At 54.9% G+C, this 21,145-nt stretch carries 23 protein-coding genes; 16 read left to right on the top strand and 7 right to left on the bottom strand.

All coding sequences use genetic code 11. From position 1 onward, the window contains the following. Nucleotides 1-24: 24 nt before the first annotated feature. Together tapT and trxC are read right to left on the bottom strand one after the other, a co-directional pair. Complete coding sequence (tapT, locus tag L384_RS00050) at nucleotides 25-723, bottom strand: tRNA-uridine aminocarboxypropyltransferase (RefSeq protein WP_003860734.1); 699 nt, start codon at nucleotides 721-723, stop codon at nucleotides 25-27. Nucleotides 724-793: 70 nt separating this feature from the next. Next, a complete protein-coding gene (trxC, locus tag L384_RS00055; RefSeq protein WP_003860733.1) occupies nucleotides 794-1,213 on the bottom strand; it encodes a thioredoxin TrxC in 420 nt (139 codons plus the stop codon). A gap of 204 nt (nucleotides 1,214-1,417) precedes the next feature. Between trxC and L384_RS00060 the strand changes: the two genes are divergently transcribed. Continuing rightward, nucleotides 1,418-2,503: a tRNA/rRNA methyltransferase gene (locus L384_RS00060; protein WP_022651671.1), complete on the top strand. Its 1,086-nt coding sequence runs from the start codon at nucleotides 1,418-1,420 to the stop codon at nucleotides 2,501-2,503. Between the two features lie 39 nt (nucleotides 2,504-2,542). On the opposite strand, the gene ung is transcribed toward L384_RS00060, so the two are convergent. After that, complete coding sequence (gene ung, locus L384_RS00065) at nucleotides 2,543-3,232, bottom strand: uracil-DNA glycosylase (RefSeq protein WP_003860729.1); 690 nt, start codon at nucleotides 3,230-3,232, stop codon at nucleotides 2,543-2,545. 315 nt (nucleotides 3,233-3,547) lie between these two features. Here ung and grcA point away from each other — a divergent pair, with 315 nt between their 5' ends. Further along, entirely contained in the window at nucleotides 3,548-3,931 is a 384-nt protein-coding gene (gene grcA / locus L384_RS00070) for an autonomous glycyl radical cofactor GrcA (protein ID WP_003860727.1), read from the top strand. Nucleotides 3,932-3,983: 52 nt separating this feature from the next. On the opposite strand, the gene srmB is transcribed toward grcA, so the two are convergent. Beyond that, nucleotides 3,984-5,312, bottom strand: coding sequence for an ATP-dependent RNA helicase SrmB (gene srmB, locus L384_RS00075; RefSeq protein ID WP_003860725.1), 1,329 nt, complete (start codon nucleotides 5,310-5,312; stop codon nucleotides 3,984-3,986). A 132-nt stretch (nucleotides 5,313-5,444) separates the two neighbouring features. Here srmB and L384_RS00080 point away from each other — a divergent pair, with 132 nt between their 5' ends. Beyond that, complete coding sequence (locus L384_RS00080) at nucleotides 5,445-6,182, top strand: tRNA(1)(Val) (adenine(37)-N(6))-methyltransferase TrmN (protein ID WP_003860724.1); 738 nt, start codon at nucleotides 5,445-5,447, stop codon at nucleotides 6,180-6,182. Here the strand turns inward: L384_RS00080 and nadB are convergent. Beyond that, the gene (gene nadB, locus L384_RS00085) at nucleotides 6,167-7,786 is read right to left on the bottom strand and encodes an L-aspartate oxidase (protein WP_022651669.1); all 1,620 of its coding nucleotides are present in this window, start codon (nucleotides 7,784-7,786) and stop codon (nucleotides 6,167-6,169) included. The two genes, L384_RS00080 and nadB, sit on opposite strands and share 16 nt — an antisense overlap. Before the next feature lie 425 nt (nucleotides 7,787-8,211). On the opposite strand from nadB, the gene rpoE reads away from it, so the two are divergent. The 11 genes from rpoE to acpS all read left to right on the top strand — a co-directional run bounded on the left by rpoE (nucleotide 8,212) and on the right by acpS (nucleotide 17,594). Continuing rightward, nucleotides 8,212-8,787, top strand: coding sequence for an RNA polymerase sigma factor RpoE (gene rpoE / locus L384_RS00090; RefSeq protein WP_006176728.1), 576 nt, complete (start codon nucleotides 8,212-8,214; stop codon nucleotides 8,785-8,787). A 31-nt stretch (nucleotides 8,788-8,818) separates the two neighbouring features. After that, entirely contained in the window at nucleotides 8,819-9,469 is a 651-nt protein-coding gene (gene rseA / locus L384_RS00095; RefSeq protein WP_003860719.1) for an anti-sigma-E factor RseA, read from the top strand. Continuing rightward, nucleotides 9,469-10,422: a sigma-E factor regulatory protein RseB gene (gene rseB / locus L384_RS00100; RefSeq protein WP_003860717.1), complete on the top strand. Its 954-nt coding sequence runs from the start codon at nucleotides 9,469-9,471 to the stop codon at nucleotides 10,420-10,422. Before rseA ends, rseB begins: the two co-directional genes overlap by 1 nt. Continuing rightward, on the top strand, nucleotides 10,419-10,895 hold the full coding sequence (rseC, locus tag L384_RS00105) for a SoxR-reducing system protein RseC (protein ID WP_023325079.1): 477 nt from the start codon (nucleotides 10,419-10,421) through the stop codon (nucleotides 10,893-10,895). Before rseB ends, rseC begins: the two co-directional genes overlap by 4 nt. Nucleotides 10,896-11,080: 185 nt before the next feature. Next, nucleotides 11,081-12,886, top strand: a complete 1,806-nt coding sequence (lepA, locus tag L384_RS00110) for a translation elongation factor 4 (protein ID WP_003860714.1) — start codon at nucleotides 11,081-11,083, stop codon at nucleotides 12,884-12,886. Nucleotides 12,887-12,901: 15 nt separating this feature from the next. Then, complete coding sequence (gene lepB, locus L384_RS00115; RefSeq protein WP_003860712.1) at nucleotides 12,902-13,876, top strand: signal peptidase I; 975 nt, start codon at nucleotides 12,902-12,904, stop codon at nucleotides 13,874-13,876. Between the two features lie 223 nt (nucleotides 13,877-14,099). Then, the gene (gene rnc / locus L384_RS00120) at nucleotides 14,100-14,780 is read left to right on the top strand and encodes a ribonuclease III (RefSeq protein ID WP_003860711.1); all 681 of its coding nucleotides are present in this window, start codon (nucleotides 14,100-14,102) and stop codon (nucleotides 14,778-14,780) included. Next, the gene (era, locus tag L384_RS00125; RefSeq protein ID WP_003860709.1) at nucleotides 14,777-15,682 is read left to right on the top strand and encodes a GTPase Era; all 906 of its coding nucleotides are present in this window, start codon (nucleotides 14,777-14,779) and stop codon (nucleotides 15,680-15,682) included. The genes rnc and era overlap by 4 nt, the downstream gene beginning before the upstream one ends. A gap of 17 nt (nucleotides 15,683-15,699) precedes the next feature. Beyond that, nucleotides 15,700-16,407: a DNA repair protein RecO gene (gene recO / locus L384_RS00130; RefSeq protein ID WP_003860708.1), complete on the top strand. Its 708-nt coding sequence runs from the start codon at nucleotides 15,700-15,702 to the stop codon at nucleotides 16,405-16,407. 75 nt (nucleotides 16,408-16,482) lie between these two features. Then, nucleotides 16,483-17,214 (top strand): pyridoxine 5'-phosphate synthase, encoded by a 732-nt coding sequence (pdxJ, locus tag L384_RS00135; RefSeq protein ID WP_003860707.1) that lies wholly within the window; start codon nucleotides 16,483-16,485, stop codon nucleotides 17,212-17,214. Continuing rightward, nucleotides 17,214-17,594: a holo-ACP synthase gene (acpS, locus tag L384_RS00140; protein ID WP_003860706.1), complete on the top strand. Its 381-nt coding sequence runs from the start codon at nucleotides 17,214-17,216 to the stop codon at nucleotides 17,592-17,594. Before pdxJ ends, acpS begins: the two co-directional genes overlap by 1 nt. Here acpS and L384_RS00145 read toward each other — a convergent pair. Next, entirely contained in the window at nucleotides 17,591-17,851 is a 261-nt protein-coding gene (locus tag L384_RS00145) for a YfhL family 4Fe-4S dicluster ferredoxin (protein ID WP_003860704.1), read from the bottom strand. The two genes, acpS and L384_RS00145, sit on opposite strands and share 4 nt — an antisense overlap. A gap of 56 nt (nucleotides 17,852-17,907) precedes the next feature. Next, nucleotides 17,908-18,756 (bottom strand): MurR/RpiR family transcriptional regulator, encoded by an 849-nt coding sequence (locus L384_RS00150; protein WP_003860702.1) that lies wholly within the window; start codon nucleotides 18,754-18,756, stop codon nucleotides 17,908-17,910. A 118-nt stretch (nucleotides 18,757-18,874) separates the two neighbouring features. Between L384_RS00150 and murQ the strand changes: the two genes are divergently transcribed. Beyond that, complete coding sequence (gene murQ / locus L384_RS00155) at nucleotides 18,875-19,771, top strand: N-acetylmuramic acid 6-phosphate etherase (protein WP_003860700.1); 897 nt, start codon at nucleotides 18,875-18,877, stop codon at nucleotides 19,769-19,771. Nucleotides 19,772-19,780: 9 nt separating this feature from the next. Further along, nucleotides 19,781-21,145 (top strand): PTS transporter subunit EIIC, encoded by a 1,365-nt coding sequence (locus L384_RS00160; RefSeq protein WP_023325078.1) that lies wholly within the window; start codon nucleotides 19,781-19,783, stop codon nucleotides 21,143-21,145.

Raw genomic sequence — 21,145 nt, 5'->3', positions numbered from 1 at the left:
GTGAATGCAAGCGACCTGATGATTTTAAACGCTTTCTGCCTCAGTTGCTGTGACACTACCCTTATGAACGGTTTTTCCCGCAAGATAACGTTCGCGGAAGCAGGAGAAGTGACTGCCCAGCGCGCCGGCCGCCTGGGTATCGCCCGCCAGATCCAGTAGCGCTATGGCGACTTCAGCGGTGCAATATTGACCGTCGGCATGCGCTTCACGCAAGCGATAGGCCGAAACACGCGACAGATCGACGGAAATCACCGGCAGCGCATCAAGATAAGGGCTTTTGCGAAACATCTTTCTTGCTTCGGTCCAGGTGCCGTCGAGCATAATAAACAGCGGCGGCTTACCGGATGGTGGCGCCGTAAGTACCTGACGTTGTTCGCCTGCATATGATGCCGGGAAAACGACCATGGGCTGATAGTCCGGGCTTGCCACCAGGTCGAGCAGAGCCTGAGGTGGCTCAGTGCGCGACCACTGAAACGCTGCGGTGTTGGGTAGAATATCGGCGATCAAACGCCCTGTGTTGCTGGGCTTCATCGGTTCGGTATCGAACATGACCAGACAAAAGCGGCTTTTCGCCTCGCTCGGCGCAAGCGTTTCGCACAGACACACTTTCAGCGGTAAAAGGCAGCGCTGGCAGCGGCGAATACGATTGCCTCGGGCCAGAAAAGGGCGGGTGGCGCGCGCAAGGCGCTCGGCGCGTAATTGAAGTACAGCGTTATCAGTCATGGGCGAAAAGGCAGGAAAAACCCCATTTTCGCAGAGGAGAGAACGGGGCACAAGATATGCCCCGCGAATGTTACAGGGATTCGTTTAACCAGCTGTCGAAAGGCGCTTTTGGTACTGCACCATTGAGCATGTCGATCACTTCACCATTTTTGAAAATCATAATGGTTGGAATGCTGCGAATGCGAAAACGGGCGCTGAGTTCACGTTCCGCTTCGGTATTCACTTTGACAAAACGCATTTTCCCGCTGCGCTCTTCAGCCACGTCTTCGAAGATGGGCGCAAAGTTACGGCAGGGGCCGCACCACGGTGCCCAGAAATCGACCACAACAGGCAGATCGTCCTTGAGGAGTTTGTCCAGCGTAGCACCCGTCGCGTTAATGACATCGCCATCAAATAATTCGTGGCCACAACGCCCGCATTTCGCACCGTCATCCATCCGATCGTCCGGAATGCGGTTTAAAGCCTGACAGTTGGCACATACGGTATTCATAACTAACCTCTGATAGAGCCGTGGAACAACGGCAGAACGCCGATAATGTTTCTGATATGTTACATATTATCAGTGAGCCTGTATGAAACGACAACGCGTTTTATTCAATGGGAACAATAGTCACAGGCTTTTGTACGAAATTATGGCTATGAGCTTGCACATCGGGTAATCTGCGCGCTTCGCGCAGCGCTGGTGGAGAAAAGCATGAACGACGAAATGAAAAACAAAAGCGGCAAGGTCAAAGTGATGTATGTCCGCAGTGATGATGACTCTGATAAACGCACCCAAAATCCGCGTACCGGAAAAGGTGGCGGGCGTCCGGCGTCTTCTCGTGCAGACGGTGGCCGTCGCCCCGCCCGCGATGACAGAAATAACCGCGGCGATGACCGCAAACGTGATGACCGTAAGCGTGACGATCGCAAACGCGATGATTTTGTCCGCGACGGTGGATCGCCATGGCGTACCGTTTCTCGCGCGCCCGGTGAAGAGACGACCGAAAAAGCCGATCACGGCGGTATCAGCGGAAAAAGCTTTATCGATCCGGAAGTGCTGCGTCGTCAGCGTGCGGAAGAGACCCGTGTCTACGGTGAGAACGCCTGTCAGGCCCTGTTCCAGAGCCGCCCGGAGTGTATCGTTCGTGCATGGTTTATCCAGAGCGTGACCCCGCGCTTTAAAGAAGCGCTGCGCTGGATGGCGGCGAACCGCAAAGCCTACCACGTGGTTGACGATGCCGAGCTGACAAAAGCGTCCGGTACAGAACACCACGGCGGCGTCTGCTTCCTGATCAAAAAACGTAACGGCACTACCGTGCAGCAGTGGGTTAGCCAGGCGGATGCCGATGACTGCGTACTGGCGCTGGAAGATGTGGGTAACCCGCATAACCTGGGCGCTATGATGCGTAGCTGCGCGCACTTTGGCGTGAAAGGCGTTCTGTTGCAGGATGCCGCGCTGCTGGAATCCGGTGCGGCGATTCGTACTGCGGAAGGTGGTGCAGAGCACGTTCAGCCGATCACCGGCGACAGCGTGCTGGAAGCCCTGGAGCAATTCCGTAAAGCGGGCTACACCATTGTCACCACCTCAAGCCGTGCCGCTACGCCGTTGTTTAAAGCGACGTTGCCGCGCAAAATGGTGCTGGTGTTAGGTCAGGAGCGCGATGGTCTGTCTGATGCGGCACTCTCCAGCGCTGACCTGAGCGTCTCTATCGACGGCACTGGCAACGTTGAAAGCCTGAACGTATCCGTTGCGACCGGCGTGCTGCTGGCGGAATGGTGGCGTCAGAACAAGGCATAAGCCTTTTATGTGCCGGGCCTGACCCGGCACATTCAAACCCTACTCGCTCTCTGCCGGTAACACAGGCATCCAGTCAATCGGCTTTTCGCCACGCTTTTCCAGCCACTCATTCGTCAGAACAAAATGATTACTGCCAAAGAAACCACGATGCGCAGACAGCGGCGACGGGTGCGGCGCCTTCAGCACGTGATGACGCTGACGATCGATAATCGCCCCTTTCTTTTGGGCATGCGAACCCCAGAGTAAAAACACGACGCCTTCACGATGCTCATTGATCAGGCTGATAACCTTATCGGTAAAGGTTTCCCATCCCAGACTGGCGTGGGAGTGTGCCTGACCCGCCCGGACAGTTAATACGGTATTCAGCAACAGCACGCCCTGGCGCGCCCAGCTTTCCAGATAACCGTGATTAGGGCGGGTGAAACCCGGAATCGTTCCTTCCAGCTCTTTATACATATTCAACAGAGAAGGGGGGATGGCCACGCCCGGACGTACGGAAAATGCCAGTCCGTGAGCCTGCCCGGGGCCGTGGTATGGATCCTGCCCCAGGATAACCACCTTTACATCGCTCAGTTCGGTGTAGCGGAAGGCGTTAAACACATCTTTCTGCGGCGGATAAATTGTCTGGCCGGCCTGCCGTTCAGCCGCAACGGTACTGAGGGTATTTATAAAATAGGGCTGCTGCTTCTCTTCAGCCAGCACGTCATGCCAGGTTAAAGGTGTTGTCATCTCGCTCTCCTGCGAATCTCATTCTGTGTCTAGCTTACCTGTTAAACACCAATGAGCAAAATTACCCGCGGAAAAGCAGGCTAAGTGACTCAATTTATGTTGAAAACCAGGCAGGATAAGTTGAATTGGTAAACCTTTAAAATTGATCTAAAACAAAAAATACAGACCACACTCTTTGTGTGGTTGGTGGTTTTGTTGATTTAAATCAATAAATCACCCGGGACTGAATGTTATATATACACACAACAAACAATGGTTTTACCAATTGGCCGCAAAAGGCCAGCATCAGTTAATGTAGCCTAAGGGAGGCAACACATGATTACAGGTATCCAGATTACTAAAGCTGCAAATGACGATCTGCTGAACTCTTTCTGGCTGCTGGACAGCGAGAAAAACGAAGCGCGCTGTGTAGTAGCGAAAGCAGGTTTTGCGGAAGACGAAATCGTTCCGGTGAGCAAACTGGGCGAAATTGAATACCGTGAAATTCCAATGCAAGTGCAGCCAGAAGTACGCGTGGAAGGTGGTCAGCACCTGAACGTTAACGTCCTGCGTCGCGAAACGCTGATGGATGCCGTTGAGCACCCGGAAAAATACCCGCAGCTGACCATCCGTGTGTCTGGCTATGCGGTGCGTTTCAACTCTCTGACCCCGGAACAGCAGCGCGACGTTATCGCACGTACCTTTACTGAAAGCCTGTAAGGTTTCAGCTTTGGGGGTGGAATAAAAAAGCCGGGAATGTCCCGGCTTTTTTTTACTCTTCCGTTTTTGTCTCTGACGCAGCAGAGCTTGGCTTACGGCGCTTACCAATATTTTTGGTATCGCGGTGGCGCTGTTTAACGCGCGGCTTCTCTTTTTCTTTCTCTTTTCTCTCAGCACGTTTCGCGAGCGCTTTCTTGGACGGTTTACCCGTCATTTTTTCACTCGGCGCACGTGTGGTCGGACGAAGTCCGTCAATCACGCGAGCTTTCAGCGGCTCCTCAACGTAGCGGCCAATTTTCTGTAGCAGCAAATGGTCGTGCGCTTCTACCAGAGAGATAGCAATACCTTTGCGGCCCGCACGGCCGGTACGACCAATACGGTGCAGGTAAGTATCACCGCTGCGCGGCATATCAAAGTTGATCACGTGGCTCACGTCCGGGATGTCGATCCCGCGCGCGGCAACGTCGGTGGCAACCAGCACATTCACGCGGCCATCGGTCAGGCGCTTAATCCCTTCGGTACGCTTAACCTGCGCCATTTCACCTTCGAGATAGCAGTTGTTGATACCGGCATTGCGCAGCATTTCTGCCAGTTCATGCACGCGCTCACGTTTGCGTACGAATACGATGGTACGGGTTGCCTCTTCCTGCTTCAGCAGGTGTTTCAACAACTCAACCTTATGCTCAAGGTTATCTGCGCGGTAGTACCACTGGTGGATCTTCTTACGCTCACGGGTCGATGGCGTAGCGGACACTTCCACCGGATCTTCCAGCAGACGTTCGGCGAAATCTTTAATGGCATCCCCTTCAAGGGTTGCCGAGAACAGCATTGTCTGGTTACGCCAGCGCGTTTCACCCGCGATGTGTTCGATGTCCTGGGCAAAGCCCATGTCCAGCATGCGGTCAGCTTCATCGAGAATCAGCGTTTCCACTGCGCGGCAGTCGAAGTTCTCTTCTTTTATGTATTGCAGCAGACGGCCTGTCGTCGCGACAACGATATCCTGGTTTTCGCTGAACACTTCGGCGTGGTTCATATACGCTACGCCGCCGGTGATGGTCGCGATATCCAGATGGGTGTTCGCCGCCAGCTCACGCGCGTGTTCGGCAACCTGCATCGCCAGTTCACGGGTCGGGGTCAGGATCAAAATGCGCGGCGGGCCTGATTTTTTACGCGGAAAGTCGAGCAAATGCTGCAACACAGGCAGCAAGTAGGCTGCTGTCTTCCCCGTGCCGGTTGGCGCAGAACCGAGCACATCGCGGCCCTCAAGCGCAGGCGGAATGGCCGCGGCCTGAATGGCGGTCGGGCGTGTAAAGCCTTTGCTCTCAAGGGCATTGAGCAGGCTTTCATCGAGTTCAAGTTCGGAAAAAGTCGTTACAGTCATGTTCTACCTCTGTGTGGGGCGCTGATTATAGACGTTACGGCTGTAATCTTCATCTGTTTGTATGGATATCGCTTTTCGACCACTTCGCTTTCCCCTATGCTACTCCAGTTTCACTCAGAAGGTTGCCCTGACATGTCTCAACTCAAAGCGCAGTTGCGCCGCGATGGTTTTACGTTTAAACAGTTTTTTGTGGCGCACGATCGTTGTGCGATGAAAGTCGGTACAGACGGTATTTTACTGGGGGCATGGGCTCCTGTCGCAGGTGTAAAACGCATTCTGGATATTGGTACGGGCAGCGGACTTCAGGCGCTGATGCTGGCGCAGCGAACGGAAGAACACGTCACGATTGATGCCGTTGAGCTTGATCCTCAGGCGGCCCGGCAGGCAAGTGAAAACGCTGCCGACTCTCCGTGGGCAGAACGCATCAGGGTAGAATGCGCCGATGTCCTGACCTGGGCGCCGGAGCAGACCGCGCGTTACGATTTGATTGTCAGCAATCCGCCGTATTTCACGCCAGGCGTGGAATGTGGCACGCCGGAACGCGAGCAGGCACGTTACACCGGCTCGCTCGATCACAAGGCGCTACTGACCAGTGCGGCGGAGCTCATCTCGGAAGAGGGATTTTTCTGCGTGGTCTTGCCTGAAAGCACGGGTAATACCTTCATTGAGATCGCACATGAGATCGGCTGGAATCTGCGTCTTCGTACCGATATTTCGGATACGGAAGGACGCTTACCGCACCGCGTGTTGCTGGCACTCTCGCCGAAAGAGGGCGAGTGCTTTATCGACAGGATGGTCATTCGTGGGCCAGACCAGCGTTATTCCGAAGATTACACAGCTCTGACCCAGGCCTTTTATCTTTTTATGTGAACCTGCGGCGTCAACACCGACGGCCCGGACGTTTCAAGCGGTTCGGGATAGTCCAGCGTATAATGCAGGCCACGGCTCTCTTTGCGCATCATTGCACAGCGCACAATCAGCTCGGCAACCTGCACAAGGTTGCGCAGCTCCAGCAGATTATTGGAAACGCGGAAGTTGGCGTAATATTCATCAATTTCCTGCTGCAACATCATGATGCGGCGTAACGCGCGTTCCAGACGCTTCGTTGTGCGTACAATCCCGACATAATCCCACATGAAAAGCCGCAGCTCGTGCCAGTTATGCTGGATAACCACCAGTTCGTCCGGGTTTTCTACCCGACTTTCATCCCATGCCGGCAAGTGTGTTGTCGGACGTGCATAGGGCATGCGTTTGGTAATATCTTCCGCAGCCGACCACCCATACACCAGACACTCCAGCAGCGAGTTTGAGGCCATGCGATTCGCACCATGCAGGCCGGTATAGCTGACCTCGCCGATCGCATACAAACCATCCACGTCGGTACGACCATGATCGTCAACCATCACCCCGCCACAGGTATAGTGGGCGGCAGGTACAATCGGCACCGGATCGCGGGTTAGATCAATACCCAGACTCAGCAGCTTTTCATAAATCATCGGGAAGTGCTGGCGAATAAAGTCTGCCGGTTTATGGCTAATGTCCAGATACATACAGTCCACGCCAAGCCGCTTCATCTCGTGGTCAATGGCGCGGGCCACGATATCCCGCGGTGCCAGTTCACCTCGGGGGTCGAAGTCCGGCATAAACCTGGAACCGTCCGGACGCTTCAGATACGCGCCTTCGCCACGCAACGCTTCAGTTAACAGGAAGTTACGCGCCTGCGGATGGAACAGGGCGGTAGGATGGAACTGGTTAAACTCCAGATTCGCCACGCGGCAACCTGCGCGCCAGGCCATGGCGATACCGTCTCCGGAGGCGATATCCGGGTTAGTCGTGTACTGGTAAACCTTGGAGGCGCCGCCGGTGGCCAGCACAACGGCTTTTGCCTGGCAGGTTTCCACCTTCTCTTTATTCCGATTCCACACCCATGCGCCGACAACACGGCGCGTGCCGGGCAGGCCAATTTTATCGGAAATAATCAGGTCGACGGCGTTGCTGCGCTCCAGTACCCGAATATTGGGATGGCTGAGGGCTTTGCTGACCAGCGTGGTTTCAACCGCTTTTCCCGTTGCATCAGCAGCGTGCAGAATACGGCGGTGGCTGTGCCCGCCTTCACGGGTCAGGTGATAGCTCTCTTCACCATTAGGCTGAACCTGCGTATCAAACAGCACGCCCTGATCGATAAGCCATTGCACGCAGTGGCGGGCATTGCTGGCGACAAACTCTGCGGCATGCTCATCCACGATCCCGGCACCGGCAATCAGGGTGTCTTCTACGTGCGAGGCAATGCTATCCGTTTCATCAAACACCGCGGCAATACCGCCTTGTGCATAGAAGGTGGAACCTTCGCTCATCGGCCCTTTACTCAGCACGATTACGTTCTGATGTTCCGCCAGGCGCAGTGCGAGGGAGAGGCCGGCAGCACCGCTGCCAATGATCAGTACATCACAATGAAGTTCAGGCGTCGTGTTCATGATGTTTGTTTAATTTACTAAACATGGTGTGGGGAGAATAGCATTGCGATGCGAGATATCGCACGTTTTTTTTGAGATGTGTTGCAATGACTAAACGGAATCCCGGAGGTTAAATCTGCGCTAAATGGCCGGAAATATTTTGCGAAGCAGATCGTTAGCTTCAGATTTTGTGGTGAAATAAAGCCTGTGTTGCGTTACTCTTCTGACGATAAAGTTAATGATTCTTGTCAGAAAGCGGGTGCGTATCGTGAACAGACTTATAATGAGAGAAAATGAATGGTCTGCGGCGCGATGAACAAAAACAAAAGCGTTACGGAACTTATTGAAGAACAGTCACTCTAATTCGGTGCTTGCTCAAAGTGCAATGTTGTTAGAGTGGCGTTTCGATAACGCGTGGAATTTGGTTTGGGGAGACATTACCTCGGATGAGCGAGCAGTTAACGGACCAGGTCCTGGTTGAACGGGTCCAGAAGGGAGATCAGAAAGCTTTTAACCTACTGGTGGTGCGCTACCAGCATAAGGTAGCGAGTCTGGTTTCCCGCTATGTACCGTCAGGCGATGTTCCTGATGTTGTACAAGAGTCTTTTATTAAGGCCTATCGCGCGCTGGATTCATTCCGGGGGGATAGTGCTTTTTATACCTGGCTGTATCGTATTGCAGTCAATACGGCTAAGAATTATTTGGTTGCTCAGGGCCGGCGTCCGCCTTCAAGTGATGTTGACGCTATCGACGCAGAAAACTTCGAAAGTGGCGGCGCGCTGAAAGAAATTTCGAACCCTGAGAACTTAATGTTGTCAGAAGAACTGAGACAAATCGTTTTTCGCACGATCGAGTCGCTCCCGGAAGATTTACGCATGGCAATTACGTTACGGGAGCTGGATGGCCTAAGCTATGAAGAGATAGCCGCCATCATGGATTGTCCGGTCGGCACGGTTCGTTCACGAATTTTCCGTGCGCGAGAAGCCATTGATAATAAAGTTCAACCGCTTATCAGGCGTTGACGATAGCGGGATACTGGAAAAGGTATTAGGCATGCAGAAAGAAAAACTTTCCGCTTTAATGGATGGTGAAACGCTGGATAATGAGCTGCTCGATGAGTTGTCTCATTCTCCCGAAATGCAACAGACCTGGGAGAGCTATCATCTTATCCGCGACACGCTGCGCGGTGATACCAGTGAGGTTCTCCATTTCGATATCTCAGCACGCGTTATGGCGGCCATTGAGAACGAACCTGTTCATCAGACCACGCCGCTGATTCCTGAAGCGCAGCCTGCACCTCACCAGTGGCAGAAAATGCCGTTCTGGCACAAGGTGCGTCCATGGGCCAGCCAGCTCACCCAGATGGGGGTCGCTGCGTGCGTATCGCTTGCAGTTATCGTTGGGGTCCAGCACTATAACACTCAGTCTGAAGCCAATCAGCAACCTGAAGCGCCAGTGTTTAATACGCTGCCGATGATGGGTAAAGCCAGCCCGGTTAGCCTGGGCGTACCGGCAGATGCCTCCGCAAGCGGCGGACAGCAACAGCAGGTACAGGAGCAGCGCCGTCGCATTAATGCGATGTTGCAGGATTACGAGTTGCAGCGCCGTCTGCACTCCGAGCAGCTTCAGTTTGAGCAGGCCCAAACCCAGCAGGCTGCTGTGCAGGTGCCAGGAAACCAAACTTTAGGAACGCAATCGCAGTAATGAAGCAACTTTGGTTCGCCATGTCTTTGATGGCGGGTAGCCTGTTCTTCTCTGCTAACGCCTCGGCTGATGTTTCATCCGGGGCGTTGTTGCAGCAAATGAATCTGGCCAGCCAGTCACTCAATTACGAGTTGGCATTTATCAGCATCAATAAGCAGGGTGTCGAATCGTTACGCTATCGCCACGCCCGCCTTGATAACCAGCCGCTCGCCCAGCTTTTACAGATGGATGGCCCGCGTCGGGAAGTGGTCCAGCGTGGGAACGAAATCAGCTATTTCGAGCCTGGCCTTGAGCCGTTTACGCTCAATGGTGACTACATCGTTGACTCCCTGCCGTCGCTCATTTACACCGATTTTAAACGTCTCGCCCCCTACTATGATTTTATCTCGGTGGGGCGAACGCGTATTGCCGACAGGCTGTGCGAAGTGATCCGCGTTGTTGCGCGGGATGGGACGCGTTACAGCTATATCGTCTGGATTGACGCAGAGACGAAGCTGCCGATGCGCGTTGATCTGCTCGATCGCGACGGTGAAACGCTGGAGCAGTTCCGTGTGATCTCCTTTGACGTAAACAGTCAGGTCGGCAACAGCATGCAGAATCTGGCCAAAGCCAGCCTGCCGCCTTTGCTTTCCGTGCCTGCCGGCGATTCTGTCAATTTTAACTGGGTACCATCCTGGATCCCGCAAGGGTTCAGCGAAGTTTCCAGCAGTCGTCGCCAGCTGCCCACTATCGAAACTCCGGTTGAGTCGCGACTCTATTCCGATGGGCTGTTTAGCTTCTCGGTGAATATTAATCGCGCTACGGCGAACAGTTCCGAACAGATGCTCCGTACCGGTCGCCGGACGGTCAGCACGACGGTGCGCGATAATGCGGAAATTACCATTGTCGGTGAATTACCGCCGCCAACGGCAAAACGTATTTCAGACAGCATTAAATTCAGGGCTGCGCAATGATTAAAGAGTGGGCCACGGTCGTATCCTGGCATGATGGCGTAGCGCTTGTTAGCTGTGACGTTAAAGCATCATGCAGCAGTTGCGCTTCGCGAGCCGGTTGCGGCAGCCGCGTGTTGAATAAGCTGGGGCCGCAAACGTCGCACACTATTACTGTGCCGAGCGCTCAGCCGCTGGTGGCAGGGCAAAAAGTGGAGCTCGGCATCGCTGAAGGTAGCCTGCTCACTTCCGCCATGCTGGTTTACCTTTCTCCGCTCGCAGGCCTGTTCGTGATGGGCGGGGTTTTCCAGATGCTGTTCGGCACAGATTTGGCCGCCATGTGCGGGGCCGCGTTGGGCGGCGTGGGCGGGTTCTGGCTTGCTAAAGGCGTTTCCCCAAGGCTTGCCGCCCGGGAAGCGTGGCAGCCCGTTATCCTCAGCGTTGCACTGGCACCCGACCAACTTCGTGTTGAGACGCTCTCTTCTGAGGCCCGGTGATCTGCCGGGCTTTATTATTATTTACATCGCAATAAAGAAAACGCCGTCTCTTCGCGCTATACCTGGCTCTAAGTGCAGTTCCAGCTGACGAGGATGTAGTGTAGAATGCTGCGTTTTCGCACTGAAAAACGTCAGGCTAAGAACAGCGGCCTCCAGGAATTCGTAAGGCATAATTATTTAACTATATGAAGAACATACGTAACTTTTCGATCATTGCTCACATTGACCACGGTAAGTCGACGCTGTCTGACCGTATTATCCAGATTTGCGGTGGCCTGTCTGATCGTGAAATGGCAGCCCAGGTTCTGGACTCCATGGACCTGGAACGCGAACGCGGTATTACCATCAAAGCGCAGAGCGTGACGCTCGACTATAAAGCTTCCGATGGTGAAACCTATCAGCTGAACTTTATCGACACCCCAGGGCACGTTGACTTCTCTTATGAAGTGTCACGCTCGCTGGCGGCCTGCGAAGGCGCGCTGCTGGTGGTGGATGCCGGACAGGGCGTAGAGGCCCAGACGCTGGCAAACTGCTACACCGCCATGGAAATGGATCTCGAAGTGGTGCCGGTTCTGAATAAAATCGACCTGCCAGCCGCCGATCCTGAGCGCGTAGCGGAAGAGATTGAAGACATCGTCGGTATTGATGCGACCGATGCAGTGCGCTGCTCGGCGAAAACCGGCGTCGGTGTTCCGGATGTACTGGAACGTCTGGTGCGTGATATTCCGCCGCCGGAAGGTGACCCGGATGCGCCGCTACAGGCGCTGATCATCGACTCCTGGTTTGATAACTACCTCGGCGTTGTTTCGCTGGTGCGTATTAAAAACGGCACCATGCGTAAAGGCGACAAAATCAAGGTCATGAGCACCGGCCAGGTCTACAACGCTGACCGTCTGGGCATCTTCACGCCAAAACAGGTTGACCGTACCGAGCTGAAATGCGGCGAAGTGGGCTGGCTGGTCTGTGCCATTAAAGACATCCTCGGCGCGCCGGTGGGTGATACCCTGACCGGTGCACGTAACCCGGCAGATAAAGCGCTGCCAGGCTTCAAAAAGGTGAAACCGCAGGTTTATGCGGGTCTGTTCCCGGTCAGCTCTGACGATTACGAAAACTTCCGCGATGCGCTCGGAAAGCTGAGCCTCAACGATGCCTCCCTGTTCTACGAGCCAGAAAGCTCAACGGCGCTGGGCTTCGGCTTCCGCTGTGGCTTCCTCGGTCTGCTGCACATGGAGATCATTCAGGAACGTCTGGAGCGTGAATACGATCTGGATCTGATCACCACCGCCCCGACGGTTGTCTACGAAGTAGAAACCACGTCGAAAGAGGTGATCTACGTCGACAGCCCGTCCAAGCTCCCGCCGCTGAATAATATTCAGGAACTGCGCGAGCCTATCGCAGAGTGTCACATGCTGCTGCCGCAGGAGTTCCTCGGCAACGTGATCACCCTGTGTATTGAGAAGCGTGGCGTGCAGACCAACATGGTTTACCACGGTAACCAGGTGGCGCTGACCTATGAAATTCCGATGGCGGAAGTAGTGCTCGACTTCTTCGACCGTCTGAAGTCTACCTCCCGTGGCTATGCGTCGCTGGACTACAACTTCAAACGCTTCCAGGCCTCGAACATGGTTCGCGTGGATGTACTGATCAACGGCGAGCGTGTTGATGCCCTGGCGCTGATCACCCACAACGATAACGCACCGTACCGTGGTCGTGAGCTGGTTGAGAAGATGAAAGATCTCATCCCGCGTCAGCAGTTTGACATTGCGATTCAGGCGGCCATTGGTAACCACATCATTGCCCGTTCAACCGTGAAGCAGCTGCGTAAAAACGTTCTGGCTAAGTGCTATGGCGGCGACGTCAGCCGTAAGAAAAAGCTGTTGCAGAAGCAGAAAGAAGGTAAGAAGCGTATGAAGCAGGTCGGTAACGTTGAGCTGCCGCAGGAAGCATTCCTTGCCATCCTTCATGTTGGTAAAGACGGTAACGGTAAATAACCTTAAGGAGTTGGCATGGCGAACATGTTTGCCCTGATCCTGGTCATCGCTACCCTGGTGACAGGTCTGTTGTGGTGCCTGGATAAGTTTATCTTCGCCCCAAAACGCCGTGAACGTCAGGCTGCCGCGCAGGCAGCCACGGGCGATGCGCTGGACGCGAAAACCCTGAAAAAAGTCGGCCCAAAACCGGGCTGGCTGGAAACAGGGGCATCGGTATTCCCGGTGCTGGCGATTGTGCTGGTGGTGCGTTCTTTTATCTATGAACCGTTCCAGATCCCGTCAGGATCGATGATGCCAACGCTGCTGATCGGTGATTTCATTCTGGTTGAGAAGTTTGCCTATGGCATCAAAGATCCGATCTACCAGAAAACGCTGATCGAAACGGGTCATCCGAAACGTGGCGACATCGTGGTGTTTAAATATCCGGAAGATCCACGGCTGGATTATATTAAACGCGCGGTAGGTCTGCCGGGCGATAAAGTGACCTACGATCCGGTGGCGAAAGAGGTGACCATTCAGCCAGGCTGTAGCTCTGGAACTGCATGTGAAAATGCGCTGCCAGTCACTTACTCCAACGTTGAGCCAAGTGATTTTGTGCAGACCTTTGCCCGCCGTAACGGCGGTGAAGCGACCAGCGGATTCTTCCAGGTGCCAAAAGGTGAAACCAAAGAGAACGGTATTCGTCTGGTTGAACGGAAAGAGACGCTGGGCGATGTCACTCACCGCATTCTGACCGTGCCAATCGCACAGGATCAACTGGCAATGTACTACCAGCAGCCAGGCCAACAGCTGGCGACCTGGATTGTGCCGCCGGGACATTACTTCATGATGGGTGACAACCGCGATAACTCTGCGGACAGCCGTTACTGGGGCTTTGTGCCGGAAGCGAATCTGGTCGGTAAAGCAACCGCTATCTGGATGAGTTTTGAGAAGCAGGAAGGCGAGTGGCCGACCGGCGTTCGCCTGAATCGTATTGGCGGAATTCATTAATTTTCGTCAAAAATAACACGTAGCGGCTTTTATTCGCCGCTACGTGAATTATTTCAGCGATAAATCTCTTTGAACTAACGACATCCCCTGTCGTTGTGTATAGAATATTCCCCCGAAGTTTAAGGTTGGCCCTGCAAAGGTGCCACGGCACACGAAACCGCGTTGGTTTTCTCAGGTCGGTTTCGTGTGCTGCATTTTTGACGCATTCATTTATTGGTATCGCATGAACCCCATCGTAATTAATCGGCTTCAACGGAAGCTGGGCTACACTTTTCATCATCAGGAGTTGTTGCAACAGGCATTAACCCATCGCAGTGCCAGCAGCAAACATAATGAGCGTCTCGAGTTTTTAGGCGACTCTATTTTAAGTTTCGTGATTGCAAATGCGCTTTATCATCGTTTTCCGCGTGTGGACGAAGGTGATATGAGCCGCATGCGCGCCACGCTGGTGCGCGGCAATACCCTCGCTGAAATCGCACGCGAGTTTGAGCTGGGTGAATGTCTGCGTCTGGGGCCAGGTGAGCTGAAAAGTGGTGGTTTCCGTCGTGAATCCATCCTTGCCGATACGGTCGAGGCATTGATCGGTGGCGTGTTCCTGGACAGCGATATACAGACCGTAGAAAAGCTGATCCTGAACTGGTATCAGACCCGCCTGGACGAAATCAGCCCGGGCGATAAACAAAAAGATCCTAAAACGCGTCTGCAAGAATATTTGCAGGGTCGTCATCTGCCGCTGCCATCCTATCTGGTGGTGCAGGTACGTGGCGAAGCGCACGATCAGGAATTTACCATCCATTGCCAGGTCAGTGGCCTGAGTGAACCGGTGGTCGGCACGGGTTCAAGCCGTCGTAAGGCTGAACAGGCTGCCGCCGAACAGGCGTTAAAAATGCTGGAGCTGGAATGAGCATCGACAAAACCTATTGCGGATTTATTGCCATCGTCGGACGTCCGAACGTTGGCAAATCCACCCTGCTGAATAATCTGCTTGGGCAGAAGATTTCTATCACCTCGCGTAAGGCGCAGACCACGCGTCACCGCATCGTCGGTATCCATACTGAAGGCGCGTATCAGGCGATTTACGTCGATACCCCGGGCCTGCACATGGAAGAGAAGCGCGCCATCAACCGTCTGATGAACAAGGCGGCGAGCAGCTCCATTGGCGACGTAGAGCTGGTGATTTTCGTTGTGGAAGGCACCCGCTGGACGCCGGACGACGAAATGGTCCTGAACAAGCTGCGCGACGGCAAAACGCCGGTGATCCTTGCGGTCAATAAAGTGGACAATGTGCAGGAAAAAGCCGATCTGCTGCCGCACCTGCAATGGCTGGGCAGCCAGATGAACTTCCTGGACATCGTCCCGCTGTCTGCGGAGACGGGTCTGAACGTTGATACCATCGCGGGCATCGTGCGCAAGCATCTGCCGGAAGCGACTCATCACTTCCCTGAGGACTACATCACCGATCGCTCTCAGCGTTTTATGGCGTCTGAAATCATCCGTGAGAAGCTGATGCGTTTCCTGGGCGCTGAACTGCCGTACTCTGTGACGGTGGAGATCGAGCGTTTCCAGAGCAACGAGCGCGGCGGTTACGATATTAACGGTCTGATCCTCGTTGAGCGTGAAGGGCAGAAGAAGATGGTGATCGGTAATAAAGGTGCCAAGATCAAAACTATCGGAATCGAAGCCCGTAAAGACATGCAGGACATGTTTGAAGCACCGGTTCACCTGGAACTGTGGGTGAAAGTGAAATCTGGCTGGGCCGATGATGAGCGTGCGCTGCGCAGCCTCGGTTACGGCGAAGATCAGTAACCTAAGACGACGAGCATATGGATGGATGGCAGCGCGCCTTTGTCCTGCATAGTCGTCCCTGGAGCGAAACCAGCCTGATGCTGGACGTCTTCACGGAAGAGTCCGGTCGCGTGCGCCTTGTTGCCAAAGGCGCACGTTCCAGACGTTCTAATCTCAAAGGTGCCTTGCAGCCTTTCACCCCACTGCTGGTCCGCTTTGGCGGGCGAGGGGAAGTCAAAACCCTGCGCAGTGCTGAAGCCGTTTCCCTCGCGCTTCCTCTTTCTGGTATCACGCTCTACAGCGGTTTGTACGTCAACGAACTCATCTCACGGGTGCTTGAACATGAGACCCGCTTCTCTGAACTTTTCTTTGATTACCTGCACTGTATCCAGTCGCTCGCTGGCGCAACCGGCACTCCTGAGCCTGTGCTGCGTCGTTTCGAGCTGGCGCTGCTCGGTCACCTTGGATACGGTGTTGATTTTCTGCACTGCGCGGGGAGTGGGGACGAGGTAGAAGATACCATGACCTATCGCTATCGTGAGGAAAAGGGCTTTATTGCCAGTGTCGTCGTCGATAACAGCACCTTTACCGGGCGCCAGCTCAGAGCACTGTATGAACGCGAGTTCCCGGACGCCGACACCCTGCGTGCGGCAAAACGCTTTACCCGAATTGCGCTCAAGCCGTATCTTGGGGGCAAACCTTTAAAGAGCCGCGAATTATTCAGGCAGTTTATGCCGAAACGCTAATGTTTTACCCCTCACCCCAGCCCTCTCCCGGAGGGAGAGGGAGAAGGTAAATGAACAAAAATACCGAGGATTGTCATGGCTGAATTACTGTTAGGCGTCAACATCGATCACATTGCCACCCTGCGCAACGCGCGCGGCACGGCGTATCCGGATCCGGTTCAGGCGGCGTTTATCGCCGAGCAGGCTGGGGCGGACGGCATTACCGTCCATCTGCGTGAAGACCGTCGCCACATCACCGATCGCGACGTGCGTATCCTGCGCCAGACGCTGGATACCCGCATGAATCTGGAGATGGCAGTAACGGAAGAGATGCTGACGATTGCCTGCGATACGAAGCCGCATTTCTGCTGCCTGGTGCCGGAAAAACGACAGGAAGTGACCACCGAAGGCGGTCTGGATGTGGCCGGGCAGCTCGACAAAATGCGCGATGCCTGCAAACGCCTGGCGGATGCCGGTATCCTGGTTTCACTGTTTATCGACGCCGATTTCACCCAGATTAAAGCCGCTGCCGACGTGGGCGCGCCGTATATTGAAATTCACACCGGCTGCTATGCCGATGCTGAAAACGACGCAGCGCAGGCGAAAGAGCTGGAGCGGATCGCCAAAGCGGCAACCTACGCCGCGAGCCTGGGACTGAAGGTTAACGCCGGTCACGGCCTGACCTATCACAACGTAAAAGCCATCGCTGCCCTGCCGGAAATGCACGAGCTGAACATCGGCCACGCTATCATTGGCCGTGCGGTGATGAGCGGCCTGAAAGAAGCGGTTTCCGAGATGAAGCGCCTGATGCTGGAAGCGCGTCAGTAATGGCTATTCTGGGCTTAGGCACCGACATCGTTGAAATAGCCCGCATTGAAGCGGTGATCGCCCGGAGCGGCGATCGCCTCGCAAGACGCGTGCTGAGCGATAACGAATGGGCTATCTGGGAGGCGCATCAGCAGCCGGTGCGCTTTCTGGCAAAGCGTTTCGCGGTAAAAGAGGCGGCGGCGAAAGCGTTCGGCACGGGCATTCGTAACGGCCTGGCGTTTAACCAGTTTGAAGTGTTTAACGATGAGCTGGGTAAGCCACGTCTGCGTTTATGGGGCGAGGCGCTTAAGCTGGCGGAAAAGCTGGGCGTGGCGCACATGCACGTAACGCTTGCAGATGAACGCCACTACGCCTGTGCGACGGTGATTATCGAAGGTTAAATTTTGTCCGCATGGTGCATCAGGACAAACTTATCCCACAGCTGTTCTTCGTTCTCGACATGTGCCGGATCTTTTAAGATCGTATTGGGAATGGGGCACACCTTCTGGCAGGTCGGCGTCTCATAGTGGCCAATGCACTCGGTGCAGCGGTCGCTGTTAATCTCATAAATGCTGTCGCCCATCGAAATCGCCTCGTTCGGGCATTCGGGTTCGCACATATCGCAGTTGATGCATTTTTTGGTGATTAACAGCGCCATCAGGAAATTCTCAGAAACATCACAAACAGGGCGGGCATTATACGCTCATTCGTTGTTCAAACCAGTTTTTTTACCAGCTCTTCGCTGTGACGAATACGCTCTGGCGCACGCTCCAGATCCTGCTGAACCAGCGCCATAAACAGCAGGTCCGTTAGCATCATCTGCGCACTTGTCGACGAAATCGCCGCGCTGCGAGTGGCCTGTTCCTCGGCGATGGTATACAGACAGCGGGTGGCCCGCTGCTGGAGCGCATTCGGGCTGAAGCCAGTAATGGCCAGAATTTTTCCTCCTACGCGCAGGGCTTCGTCGGTAGCCATATTAATTTCACGGCGCTCGCCGGAATAGGAGATGGCCAGCAGTAAATCGTCAGGATCCATGGCCTGCACGGTCGCCAGCAGCGCGTGCATATCCTGTTCAACGATGGCGTTATAGCCGATTTTTGTCAGCTTCCAGCCAAAGTTACGCGCAACCAGTCCGGACGCACCGATCCCGGTCAATACAATACGCCGCGCGTCGCGAAGCATGGCTACGCTTTCCAGCAGCTTCTCTTCCGTGTTCACATCCAGCGTGGCATGCATTGCCGCCACGTTCTCTTTGATCAGCTTTTCGCCGACCAGACGCATCGGATCGTCGCCGCGGATCTGGTTATGCACCGGCATTGACTGCGGATTAGGGTTGCTTACCAGTGCTTCACTGATCGCCAGTTTTAGCGCCGGAAAGCCTTTATAGCCTATCTTTTGGGCAAATTTCACCACGCTCGACTGGCTCACCCCGGCTTCGCCTGCCAGCTGCTGGGAGCTGAGGTGTCGCGCGCGATCGGGCTGGGAAAGTAAATAATCCGCCAGCTTTTTGTCACTCTGGGCAAACCCTGCGTAGCGCTGGCGAATACGAATTAAACAGTTCATACGGTCTCCTGGCGAAAATGTGATTACCCGCGCAAATACGAATTATGCTCGCCTGAATGAATTTTATATTCCATTATAGTGCGTTTATTATGAATTAAAAATTCCAGAGGTAAATAACATGAATCTAGGCTCTCTTGTTTCTGAAACGCGTAACCCGCAAACCATGGATCTTGATGCACTGTCCACGCTGGAGCTGGTAAACCGCTTTAATCAACAGGATACCCTCGTCGCGCTGGCAGTCAAAGAGACATTGCCCGAGGTGGCGAAAGCCGTAGACGCCGCTGCCGACGCTCTGAAAGCAGGAGGACGCATTATTTATATGGGGGCGGGTACCAGTGGGCGCCTCGGTGTGCTGGATGCCTCAGAATGTCCCCCGACGTTTGGCGTTCCGCACGGTCTGGTCGTTGGCCTGATTGCCGGTGGCCCCGGCGCGCTGCTGAAAGCGGTGGAAGGGGCAGAAGATAATAAACAGCTTGGGGAGGACGATCTCAGGGCGCTGAACCTGACCGCGCAGGATCTGGTCGTCGGGCTGGCGGCTTCTGGTCGTACGCCGTACGTCATTGGTGGGCTGGAATACGCCAGACAGACGGGATGTACCACGGTGGCCATCTCCTGTAACCCGGGTTCGCCGATTGCGCAGGTGGCCGCCATTGCCATCTCTCCGGTCGTCGGGCCGGAAGCGCTCACCGGCTCCACGCGCCTGAAATCCGGAACCGCACAGAAGCTGGTGCTCAATATGATCTCCACCGGCGCGATGGTGAAATTTGGCAAGGTCTACCAAAACCTGATGGTGGATATGCAGGCCACCAACGTCAAGCTGGTGGACAGAGCCTGCCGCATGGTGATGGAAGCGACAGGCGCCAGTCGTGAAGAGGCGGAAAAGGTGCTTCAGCAGACCGATCACGATGTAAAACCCGCCATTCTGATGATATTAACCGGGCTGGATGCAGCCGCGGCCAGAGCCAGGCTTGAAGCCCATCACGGGTTTTTACGGGCGGCATTAGAACATCAATAAGAGGCGTTTATGGACAAAACAGCAGCGCTCGCCAGCGACATCCTGCTTGGGATCGGTGGGGAAAAAAATATTCAGCGTCTGGAAAACTGCATGACGCGTGTACGCGTCGAGGTGTACAACGACGAAAAGCTTGATTTAACGCGCCTGAAGCAGCTCCCCGGCGTGAGCGGGTACGTTAAACAGGGGCAACAGCACCAGCTGATTGTCGGTCCGGGCAAAGCGGCGCAGGTGGTTGATGCCATGCGCGCCCTGATGACGGGCGGTGAAACGGCTCCCGCCTTTGACGACGCGGAACGCACCAAAGCGCAGGCGAAAGCCAAATACAAAGCCCCCATGAGCGATGCGCTGCGCCAGCTGGCAAACGTCTTTATTCCTCTTATCCCGGCGTTTATCGCGTCGGGGCTGATCACCGGGATTATCAATATCCTCAAGCGTCCGGATATTGTCGGGAATTTCGCCACCCAGTATCCGAACCTGCTGGGTATTCTGGCGATTTTCGGCAGCGCGGTGTTTGCCATCATGAATATTCTGGTGGGGGTGAACACGGCCAAAGTGTTCGGCGGCTCGCTGGCGATGGGCGGCGTAATGGCGGGTATCCTCTCCAGCCCGCAGCTGGCGCAGATTACGCTGTTTGGCGAGGCGCTTCAGCCTGGCCGCGGTGGGGTGATTGCCGTGCTGCTGGTGGTCATTCTGATGTGCTGGATTGAGAAAAAGCTACGCGAGTTGCTGCCAGGCTCGATTGAACTGATCCTCAACCCGCTGCTGACCACATTGATTACCGGGAGCGTGGCGATTGTGGCGCTGCAACCGTTAGGCGGCGCGATCTCTGAAGCCATCGCCCACGGCGCGTCTCTGGCGATCGATCGCGGCGGGCTGCTGGTGGGGGCCGTGCTGTCCGGGACCTTCCTGCCGTTAGTGCTGACCGGTCTGCATCAGGGGCTGGTGCCGATTCACGTCGAACTGGTACAGGCGCACGGCTATAACGCCCTGCTGCCGATCCTGTCGATGGCTGGCGTTGGGCAGGTCGGCGCGGCCATCGCGGTGCTGATGAAAACCCGCAACGCGCGTTTAAAAAAGGTCATTAAAGGGGCGCTGCCGGTCGGGTTGCTCGGTATCGGCGAGCCGCTGATTTTCGGCGTGACCTTGCCGCTGGGTAAGCCGTTCCTGGCCGCCTGTCTCGGTGGGGCGGTGGGCGGGGCGTTAATCAGCTACTGGAAAGTGGCGACCGTCATTACCTTCGGGATCTCCGGGTTACCGCTGGCATTAACCATCGTGACCGGAAAAGTGATGCTCTATCTGTTAGGCTATCTGGTAGCGGTGATCGCCGGGTTCCTGTTTACCTGGCTGTTAGGATTCAACGACCCAGAGGAGTAA

The sequence above is a fragment of the Enterobacter sp. MGH 38 genome, from assembly GCF_000492855.1.
GTDB classification, from domain to species: Bacteria; Pseudomonadota; Gammaproteobacteria; order Enterobacterales; family Enterobacteriaceae; genus Enterobacter; species Enterobacter hormaechei_C.
This window is presented reverse-complemented; position numbering and strand designations above follow the sequence as displayed.